The following is a 9,512-nucleotide window of genomic DNA, read 5'->3' on the forward strand; positions in this document are numbered from 1 at the left end:
ACTTCGTCATGTGGCATATCCCTTTCTCTCCAGAGAATTGACGGCGTCTGGACACCGCCATGATATGCCGCCCCTCAGGGGCCATCACCAACTTTCAGCTATATCTCCGGCCGCAGCGCGACAACGCGCTGTCACGCGGGCGTGATGGGCCGCGTCGCAATGTGAAGGCGCGCGGCCGGCATCGTTACAATCGCGGCAAATGGCGCCGCCTGCCGCCCGGCAGGCGGCGGCGGACCCGCGGCTGCGCAAAAAAAATGGCCGGACACAAAGGTCCGGCCAAGTCCAACAGGGAGGTATGAAAATGATGCGATCATGATCAACATCATCGTCGAATGCTGAAATAGGTATCGTTTCCGGAACGTTCAAGCGAATTTATGCTGCGCTTGCAGCATGGCCGCTATGCGCGCTGCGCATGGCCGCCGGCGCACGCTAACCAAATGCCTGATTTTTGGCCTGTTTGCGATAACTGATGATCTCTTCCTGCACGAAGTCGCGGAAGGCGGCGATCCGCTTGGAATGGCGCAATTCCTCCGGGAAGGCGAGGAACACCGGCACCTCGACCGACTCGACGTCAGGCAGAACCTGCACCAGGTCGGGGAAATCGTTGATCAGGTAGTGCGGCAGCACGCCGATTCCGAGGTCATTGAGAACCGCCTGCAACACCCCGAAATAGTTGTTCACGGTCAGTGTCGAGCGGATCTCGTGGGCAAGGATATGCTGCACCAGCGATGCGCCGGCGCCAACCTGTGCAGCCCGCGGGTTCTGGCAGATCAGGCGATGATTGCTGATTTCCGACAGATCCTGCGGGGTGCCATGGCGCGCCAGGTAGCTGGGCGAGGCGTAAAGGCGCATGCGGATGTTCATCAGGCGTTTGCGGATCAGGTCGGCCTGGCTGGGTTCCTTCATGCGAATGGCGACATCGGCCTCGCGCATGGGCAGGTCGAGTACCCGTTCCTCCAGCATCAGGTCGATCTTGAGGTCGGGAAACTTCTCGTAAAGCCGCGACAGGCGCGGGGCCAGCCACAATGTACCGAATCCTGTGGTGGTGGTGACCCGCAGCTCGCCGAACACCTCTTCCTCGCTGTCGCGGATGCGTGCGGCGGCGGCGTCGAGACGCTTGGCCATGGCGCGCGTGGCGTCGAACAGCAATTCGCCCTGCTCGGTCAGAATCAGCCCCCGCGCATGGCGGTGAAAAAGGGTGGTGTTGAAGCCCTCTTCGAGCGCCCGAATCTGCCGGCTGACCGCCGATTGCGACAGGTGCAGCGCCTCACCCGCATGGGTGAGGCTACCGGCGTCAGCGACGGCGTGAAATATTCTGAGCTTGTCCCAGTCCATGATCGCAACTTTCGATTCGTCTTTTCGTTGTACACGAAATACCCACAAAACTCGTACGGGCCATGTCCGCCGCGGCGAAAATCGCGGAATTTTTTCTTTGTAGGTCACTTATTGTGACCTATCCTTGCCTTATACTCTTCAAGAGGCATCCTGCGAAGGGAGACGCGCGATGACGACACAGAATATTTCGCTCAACGACCGGTTCGACCTGGAAAAATCCCCGGTCCTGCTGAACGGCACGCAGGCGCTGGTGCGCCTGATGCTGATGCAGAAAGCGCGCGACCGTAGCGCGGGACTGAACACCGCCGGTTATGTCACCGGCTACCGCGGCTCGCCGCTGGGGGCGGTGGACATGCAGATGAACCGCGCCGCGAAGGTCCTGACCGAGGCGGACGTGCGCTTCGAGGAGGCGCTCAACGAAGACCTCGCCGCGACCGCGCTGTGGGGCGCGCAGCAGGCCGAACTGCGCGGCGAGGGGCGCTTCGACGGCGTCTTCGGCCTTTGGTACGGCAAGGGCCCGGGCGTCGACCGCTCGGGCGACGTGATGCGCCATGCAAACATGGCCGGTACGTCGCCCCATGGCGGGGTGCTGATGGCCATGGGCGACGATCACACCGGCGAATCCTCGACCGTGCTGCACCAGAGCGAGTGGGCGCTTGTCGATGCCTACATGCCGGTGGTCAGCCCTGCGGGCGTGCAGGAGATCCTCGATTACGGCATCTACGGCTACGCGCTGAGCCGCTTCGCAGGCGTCTGGGTGGGGCTGAAGACGATGAAGGACACCATCGAGGCCACCGCCGTGGTCGATGGCCGCCCCGACCGGATGCACATGGTCACGCCCGAGTTCGACATGCCCGAGGGCGGGCTGAACATCCGCCTGATCGACACGCCCCACGCCCAGGAAACGCGGATGATCGACTTCAAGCGTTTCGCGGCCGAGGCGTTTTCGCGCGCCAACGGCATGGACAAGCGCATGATCGGCAAGCCGGGCGCCAAGATCGGGTTCGTCGCCGCCGGCAAGAACTGGCTTGACCTGGTGCATGCGCTGGACCTGCTCAACATCGATGCGGCCGAGGCCGAGCGGCTGGGCCTGACCGCCTACAAGGTGGGGCAGACCTTCCCGCTGGACATGAAGAGCTTCCACGACTGGGCCGAGGGGCTGGATCTGATCGTCGTGGTCGAGGAAAAGCGCAAGTTGCTGGAAGTGCAGATCAAGGAGGCGATTTTTGCCGACCGCCGCGGCCGCCGTGTCTATGGCTGGTACAAGGGCGGCGGTGCCGGATCGATGCATGGCGAGGAGCTGTTCCCGACGCGCGGCGCGCTCGACCCGGTCTGGATTGCCGAGAAACTTGGCGGCATCCTGATGGAGGAAGGCCGCGACACCGAGGGCATCAAGGCCGGGCTTGCGGCGCTCAACGAGGCACGCGCCGGCGACAACGCCGAGGACATCGCCGCGCGGCTGCCCTATTTCTGCGCCGGTTGCCCGCACAACACTTCGACCAAGGTGCCCGATGGCAGCCGCGCCTATGCCGGCATCGGGTGTCACTACATGGTGCAATGGATGGACCGCGACACCACCGGGTTCACCCATATGGGCGGCGAGGGCGCCAACTGGATCGGCGAGGCGCCGTTTTCCACGCGCGACCACGTTTTCCAGAACCTGGGCGACGGCACCTACAACCATTCCGGCATCCAGGCGATCCGCGCCGCGCAGGCCGCCGGCACCAACATCACCTACAAGATCCTCTACAATGACGCGGTTGCGATGACCGGCGGGCAGGCCAACGAGGGCGGGCTCGACGCCTACCGTATCGCCGAAGAGGTGCGCGCCATGGGCGTGCAGCACGTCGCCGTCGTCTACGACGAGAAGGAAGACGTGGACCCGGGCCGCTTTCCCAAGGATGTCGAGACCCACCCGCGCGACGAAATGCCCGCCGTGCAGGAAGAATTCGCCCGCCACGAGGGCGTGTCGGTGATCATCTACGTGCAGACCTGCGCGGCCGAGAAACGCCGCCGGCGCAAGCGCGGGCTGTTTCCCGACCCCGACAAGCGCGTCTTCATCAACACCGACGTGTGCGAGGGCTGCGGCGATTGCGGCGTGCAATCCAATTGCGTCGCCATCGTGCCCGAGGAAACCGAGCTGGGCCGCAAGCGCGCCATCGACCAGTCGGCGTGCAACAAGGATTTTTCCTGCCTCAAGGGGTTCTGCCCGTCCTTCGTGACGCTGGAAGGCGCGACGCCCAAGAAGGCCGCGACCACGGCGCTTGAGCTGCCCGACGACATGCCGCAGCCCGATCTGCCGGCCATCGACGGCACCTTCAACGTGGTGATCACCGGGGTCGGCGGCACCGGGGTGGTGACCATCGGCGCGGTGCTGGCGCAAGCGGCCCAGATCGACGGCAAGGGCGCCGGCATGATGGAAATGGCCGGCCTGGCCCAGAAGGGCGGCGCGGTACACATCCATTGCCGCATCGCCGAGGCGCCCGACGACATCAACGCCGTGCGCGTCGCCACCGGCGAGGCCGATGCGTTGATCGGCGGCGATCTGGTTGTGTCGGCCGGCGCCAAGACGCTGGGCCTGACGCGGACGGGGCGCACCGGCGCGGTGGTCAACAGCCACGAGACCATCACCGGCGATTTCACCCGCGACCCGTCGTTCACGCTGCCGACCGAGCGGCTGCAACTGGCGCTGGAGGCGCGGATGAAGGACCGCGCGCTGCTGTTCGACGCGTCCGAACTGGCCAAGGCGACGCTGGGGGATTCGATCTTTTCCAACATGATCATCTTCGGCGCGGCCTGGCAGCGCGGGTTGCTGCCGATTAGCCACGAGGCGCTGGAAAAGGCGATCGAACTCAACGGTGCGGCGGTGGAGCGCAACCTGCGCGCCTTCGAGATCGGCCGTTGGGCGGCGCTCAATCCCGAGCAGGCGGCCCGCATGGCGACGCCGAACGTGAGCGACAAGCCCAAAAGCCTGGAAGAAAGGATCGCGCTGCGCGAAAACCACCTTGTCGCCTACCAGGGCAAGCGGCTGGCCAAGCGGTATCGCAAGCTGGTCGACAGCGTCGAGGATGCGCGCGTCAAGGAGGCGCTCGCCAAGGGCTATCACAAGCTGCTGACCTACAAGGACGAATACGAGGTTGCGCGCCTGCATCTGGAAACCCGCGCCAAGGCGGCCGAGCAATTCGACGGCGATTTCAAGATGACCTTCCATCTGGCGCCGCCGATCCTGTCGAAAACCGGGGCAGACGGGCGGCCGGTGAAAAAGCAGTACGGCCAGGTGATGCTGCGTGCCTTCGGGGTGCTGGCGCGGCTCAAGGGGCTGCGCGGCACGCCGTTCGACCCGTTCGGTCGCAGCGCCGAGCGCAAGATGGAACGCGCGCTGATCCGGCAATACGAGGCGGACATGGCCGAGGTGCTGCCAGGGCTCGACGATGCCACGCGCGATGCCATCGTGGCGCTGGCTGAACTGCCGCTGTCAATTCGCGGCTTCGGCCCGGTCAAGGAAGAGAACGAGGCGAAGGCGGCCAAACGGCGCGAGGAATTGCTGGCGACGGTCCGCGCGGGCGGCCCCGACATGGCGCGCGCCGCCGAGTAAGGCGCACGTCTTGCGCGCGGGTACCGGCAGCGGTGCCAGCGGTATATTCCCCGGCGGCGCGGTGTCCACCGTCGCGCGCCCGGTGGCGCGCCCGCGCGACCCGGCCCGGCGCCTTTGGCCGCGCGCATGGTCGCCAAGTCGGGCGCGCCGTCGGCGCGCCAATCGACGGCGGCGAGATTCGCGCCCGCGGCGGGGACAGCAAGGCAATGATGGATTTCCTGCGCAAAGCCACGTATGAGCTGTCGCCGACACCGCTCGAATCGCGCGCCTACGGGTTCGAGTTCGGGCAACGGCACAGGGCGTGACGTGACGCCCGACAGGCAGGCAGGGCGCGGGCAGGACCATGGCGGTTGGCATTTTCGATTCGGGGCTGGGCGGGCTCACGGTGCTGGAGGCGGTGCGCACGCGCCTGCCCGAGTTGCCGCTGGTCTATTACGGCGACAACGCCCACGCGCCCTACGGGGTGCGCGACGCGCAGGACGTGTACGAACTGACCAGCGCCGCGGTGCATTACCTGTGGGATCAGGGGTGCGACCTGGTGATCCTGGCGTGCAACACCGCCAGCGCCGCCGCGCTCAGGCGCATGCAGGAGACCGGTGTGCCCCCGGGCAAGCGGGTGCTGGGCGTGTTCGTGCCGTTGATCGAGGCGCTGACCGAACGTCAGTGGGGCGACAACAGCCCGCCGCGTGAGGTTGCGGTCAACCATGTGGCGCTGTTCGCCACCCCCGCCACGGTGGCCAGTCGCGCCTTTCAGCGTGAACTGGCTTTCCGCGCCATCGGCGTGGACGTCGAGGCGCAGGCTTGCGGCGGGGTGGTGGACGCCATCGAGGAGGGCGACATGATCCTGGCCGAGGCGCTGGTGCGCAGCCATGTCGACGCGCTCAGGCGCAAGATGCCGCAGCCACAGGCGGCGGTGCTGGGCTGCACGCATTACCCGCTGGTGCAGGACGTGTTCGCCGACGCGCTGGGCCCCGACGTGCAGGTGTTCAGCCAGCCGGCGCTGGTTGCCGCGAGCCTGGCGGATTACCTCGAGCGCCACCCGGCCATGGCGGGGGCGGGCGGAGCCAGCCGCTTTCTGACCACCGGCGATGCGCGCCGCGTGTCCGACCGCGCCACGCAATTCCTGCGACGGCGCATCGCGTTCGAAGCCGCGGCTTGACCGGGGTCAAGGCGGGCTCTTTTCCATCGTGTGAAACAGGCGTAGGCTCGTGCGCGCCGCAAGCGGCCGGGCGGAAAGGAAGACAGGAATCATGACCCACAAGATCGCCATTCTGGGGGCATCCGGCTATACCGGGGCCGAGCTGGTGCGCCTGATCGCCACCCATCCTGGGCTGGAGATTGCCGCGCTTGGCGCCAATGCCAAGGCGGGGCAGAGCATGTCCGCCGTGTTCCCGCACTTGCGCCATCTCGACCTGCCGGACCTGCGCAAGATCGACGAGATCGACTTTTCCGCCATCGACCTGTGTTTTTGCGCGTTGCCGCACAAGACCAGCCAGGAGGTGATCGCGGCCTTGCCGCGCGATTTGCGCATCGTCGATCTGTCGGCCGATTTCCGGCTGCGCGACCCGGCCGAGTACGAGAAATGGTACGGCAACCCGCACGCGGCGCCGGAGTTGCAGAAACAGGCGGTTTACGGGCTGACCGAGTTCTACCGCGACCAGATTCGCAACGCGCGGCTGGTGGCAGGGACCGGGTGCAACGCGGCCACCGGGCAATACGCGCTGCGGCCGCTGATCGCGGCGGAGGCGATCGATTCGGATCATATCGTGCTGGACATGAAATGCGCGGTCTCGGGCGCCGGGCGCAGCCTGCGCGAGAACCTGCTGCACGCGGAACTGAGCGAGGGCTATCACGCCTATGCCGTGGGCAGCGTGCACCGGCACATGGCCGAGTTCGACCAGGAGTTCTCGGCCCTTGCGGGGCGCCCGGTGGCGGTGCAGTTCACACCGCACCTGATGCCGGCCAACCGCGGTATCCTGGCCACGAGTTACGTGCACGGAGACGCGGCGCAAATCCATCGGGTGCTGACAGAGGCTTACGCCGACGAGCCCTTCGTGCACGTCCTGCCTTACGGCGAACAGCCCAGCACGCGCCATGTGCGGGGCAGCAATTTCTGCCACATCGGCGTGACCGCCGACCGCGCGCCGGGCCGCGCCATCGTCATCGCGGCGCTGGATAACCTGACAAAAGGTAGCAGCGGCCAAGCCTTGCAGAACGCCAACCTGATGCTAGATCTTGAAGAGACGACGGGCCTGATGCTGGCGCCGTGTTTCCCCTGAACGCAGGAGTTTCCGATGCGCGGCCTGAAAAAGAAACGCCGGATCCAGGTCATCGCGCTTGCCGCGGTGGCGCTGATCGTGTCGACGGTGCTGATCGGCTACGCCATGCGCGACGGCATCAATTTCTTCCGCGCGCCCAGCCAGGTGGTGGCCGAACCGCCCGGCCCGTCCGAGGTGTTTCGCATCGGCGGGCTGGTCGAGGACGGCACGCTCAAGCGCGGCGAAAGCGAGGTGATCCGCTTTTCGGTGACCGATGGCGGCGCCTCGGTTCCGGTGGTGTTCAAGGGGGTTCTGCCCGATCTGTTTGCCGAGAACCAGGGCATGATCGGCACCGGGAGTTACGTGAACGGTGTCTTTGAAGCTACCGAAATCCTTGCCAAACACGACGAGGATTACATGCCAAAGGAAGTTGTCGACGCGCTCAAGGAGCAAGGCATCTACAAATCCGCACCTGAAAGCTGAGGCCGCGCCGCGCGGCGCCCTTAGCCGGCGTTAACCCGCTGATCGCACGCTTGCCCCCGTTCATTTCGGGAAAGGGCGAGGCGTGAAAGATATCCGGGACATGGCCGCCGCGATCGTGGCGCGCGAGGGCGGCTTCGTGAACGCCCCCGACGATCCGGGCGGGGCGACGAACCACGGCGTGACGATCCACACCATGCGGCGGCTCGGGCTGGACCGCGACCGCGATGGCGACGTGGACGAGGACGACGTGCGCGCGTTGACCCGCGCGGACGCGGTGGACATCTTCATTACCCACTATTTCCGCCGCCCGGGCATCGAGCGTTTGCCCGGGGCCCTGCACGACACGGTGTTCGACATGTACGTGAACGCCGGCGCCAACGCGGTGCGCATTCTCCAGCGCCTGCTGCGCGAAATGGGTCATGACGTGGCGGTGGACGGGTTGATCGGCCCGCAGACGGCGCAGGCCGCGCAAGCGGCCTACCAGGCGGCGCCGGGCCATCTGCGCGATGCTTACGGGATCGCGCGGCGCAACTACTACCTGAGGCTGGCCGACCGGCGGCCGGCCTCGCGCAAGTATGCGCGCACCAGGAATGGCGGCAAGGGCGGCTGGATCAGGCGGGCAGAGGTGTTTATCGCGCCGCGCTATCGCCTGAGCGAGGAGGAATTTCACGAAAGGATCAAGACATGGGACTGATCGAGGCGCTGATGCGGTTGCTGTTCGGGCAGGGGCGCAACGTGCTGCGCGAGACGGCGCGGGTGTTCCGCCCCGATGCCGAAGCCGATGCCGCCCGCGATGCGGCGCGCCGGCGCGCGGCGCTGATGCAGTTCGCGGCCGAGTTCGGCGGCCGCGGAAGGGGCCGCTTCGACCGGATCATGGACGGCCTCAACCGGGTGCCGCGCCCCGCGATGGCCCTGGGTACGCTGGGGCTGTTCATCGCGGCGATGGCCGATCCGGGCTGGTTTGCCGCGCGCATGGCGGGGTTGGCGGTGGTGCCCGAGCCGCTTTGGTGGCTGATGGGGGCGATCGTTTCGTTCTATTTCGGCGCCCGCTATCAGGCCAAGGGGCACGATTTCCGCCTCGCGCGGGGGCTGGCGCAAAATCTGGCCGGGCAGTTTGCCGCGACCGGCCAGGCGCGGCCAGCGGGCCCCGACAGCCCCGGCGCCGCCGACAGCGGCCGCGATGCGGGCCTGACCCGGGCGGCACTGCACCCCGACACCAACCCGGCCCTGGGCGACTGGCGTCGTCAATCCGGCGCGGGCCGGCGCTGAGGCGCCGCGCCCGGCCGGCGCCGAAGCCGGACGCGACAATGTGATCCGGCGCCGCCAGAGAATTCGATTGGCCATCGTCGGCCAAAGCGATATATCTCCGACATGATTATTGAACTCGGCCATTTCGCCCTGATCCTTGCCAGCCTCGTTGCTTGCGTTCAGGCCATAGTTCCCATGATCGGCGCGCACCGGCGCTGGCCCGGCTGGATGGCCGTGGCCGAGCCCGCCGCCAACACGCAATTCCTGCTGACGGCGTTTTCCTTCGCGGCATTGACCTATGCTTTCGTGACCTCGGACTTCTCGGTCAAGCTGGTGGTCGCCAACAGCCACACCGACAAGCCGATGCTCTACAAGGTGGCCGCGGCCTGGGGCAGTCACGAAGGCTCGCTGTTGCTGTGGGTGACCCTGCTGTCGCTCTTCTCGACCGCGGTGCTGTTCCTCACCCGCCGCGGGCTGCGCGACATCGCCCCGTACGCCACGGCCGTCCTCGGCGTCATCGCGGCGTTCTTCCTGCTCCTGATGGTGGGCTGGGAGAACCCCTTCAACACGCTCGCGATGCCGCCGGCCGAGGG

7 protein-coding genes and 1 pseudogene are annotated in these 9,512 nt (G+C 66.6%); 7 read left to right on the forward strand and 1 reads right to left on the reverse strand.

The annotated features are described in order from the left end of the window. Window positions 1-429 precede the first annotated feature (429 nt). The gene (locus Q0L89_RS14665; RefSeq protein WP_296766608.1) at window positions 430-1,335 is read right to left on the reverse strand and encodes a LysR family transcriptional regulator; all 906 of its coding nucleotides are present in this window, start codon (window positions 1,333-1,335) and stop codon (window positions 430-432) included. Between the two features lie 169 nt (window positions 1,336-1,504). On the opposite strand from Q0L89_RS14665, the gene Q0L89_RS14670 reads away from it, so the two are divergent. The 7 genes and pseudogenes from Q0L89_RS14670 to Q0L89_RS14705 form a co-directional block, all read left to right on the forward strand. Continuing rightward, on the forward strand, window positions 1,505-4,930 hold the full coding sequence (locus tag Q0L89_RS14670) for an indolepyruvate ferredoxin oxidoreductase family protein (protein WP_296766610.1): 3,426 nt from the start codon (window positions 1,505-1,507) through the stop codon (window positions 4,928-4,930). Between the two features lie 343 nt (window positions 4,931-5,273). Next, window positions 5,274-6,089: an aspartate/glutamate racemase family protein gene (locus Q0L89_RS14680; protein ID WP_296766613.1), complete on the forward strand. Its 816-nt coding sequence runs from the start codon at window positions 5,274-5,276 to the stop codon at window positions 6,087-6,089. A 91-nt stretch (window positions 6,090-6,180) separates the two neighbouring features. Then, entirely contained in the window at window positions 6,181-7,209 is a 1,029-nt protein-coding gene (gene argC / locus Q0L89_RS14685; protein WP_296766616.1) for an N-acetyl-gamma-glutamyl-phosphate reductase, read from the forward strand. 15 nt (window positions 7,210-7,224) lie between these two features. Next, window positions 7,225-7,671 carry a cytochrome c maturation protein CcmE gene (gene ccmE, locus Q0L89_RS14690; protein ID WP_296766618.1) on the forward strand — a complete coding sequence of 149 codons (447 nt, stop codon included), beginning with the start codon at window positions 7,225-7,227 and terminating at the stop codon, window positions 7,669-7,671. Between the two features lie 82 nt (window positions 7,672-7,753). Further along, entirely contained in the window at window positions 7,754-8,365 is a 612-nt protein-coding gene (locus Q0L89_RS14695; RefSeq protein ID WP_296766621.1) for a holin-associated N-acetylmuramidase, read from the forward strand. Next, on the forward strand, window positions 8,356-8,940 hold the full coding sequence (locus Q0L89_RS14700) for a holin family protein (protein ID WP_296766624.1): 585 nt from the start codon (window positions 8,356-8,358) through the stop codon (window positions 8,938-8,940). Before Q0L89_RS14695 ends, Q0L89_RS14700 begins: the two co-directional genes overlap by 10 nt. Before the next feature lie 102 nt (window positions 8,941-9,042). Further along, window positions 9,043-9,512 (forward strand): annotated as a pseudogene (locus tag Q0L89_RS14705) (heme lyase NrfEFG subunit NrfE); the annotation flags it as partial.

Origin of the sequence: Sediminimonas sp. (assembly GCF_024637375.1) — a bacterium.
Classification (GTDB): domain Bacteria; phylum Pseudomonadota; class Alphaproteobacteria; order Rhodobacterales; family Rhodobacteraceae; genus Sediminimonas.

What these genes read in the sequence shown, in the direction of transcription:
- Q0L89_RS14665 (WP_296766608.1), bottom strand. Translation starts at nt 1,335, where the DNA reads ATGGACTGGGACAAGCTCAGAATATTTCACGCCGTCGCTGACGCCGGT.
- Q0L89_RS14700 (WP_296766624.1), top strand. Translation starts at nt 8,356, where the DNA reads ATGGGACTGATCGAGGCGCTGATGCGGTTGCTGTTCGGGCAGGGGCGC.
- argC (WP_296766616.1), top strand. Translation starts at nt 6,181, where the DNA reads ATGACCCACAAGATCGCCATTCTGGGGGCATCCGGCTATACCGGGGCC.
- ccmE (WP_296766618.1), top strand. Translation starts at nt 7,225, where the DNA reads ATGCGCGGCCTGAAAAAGAAACGCCGGATCCAGGTCATCGCGCTTGCC.
- Q0L89_RS14670 (WP_296766610.1), top strand. Translation starts at nt 1,505, where the DNA reads ATGACGACACAGAATATTTCGCTCAACGACCGGTTCGACCTGGAAAAA.
- Q0L89_RS14680 (WP_296766613.1), top strand. Translation starts at nt 5,274, where the DNA reads ATGGCGGTTGGCATTTTCGATTCGGGGCTGGGCGGGCTCACGGTGCTG.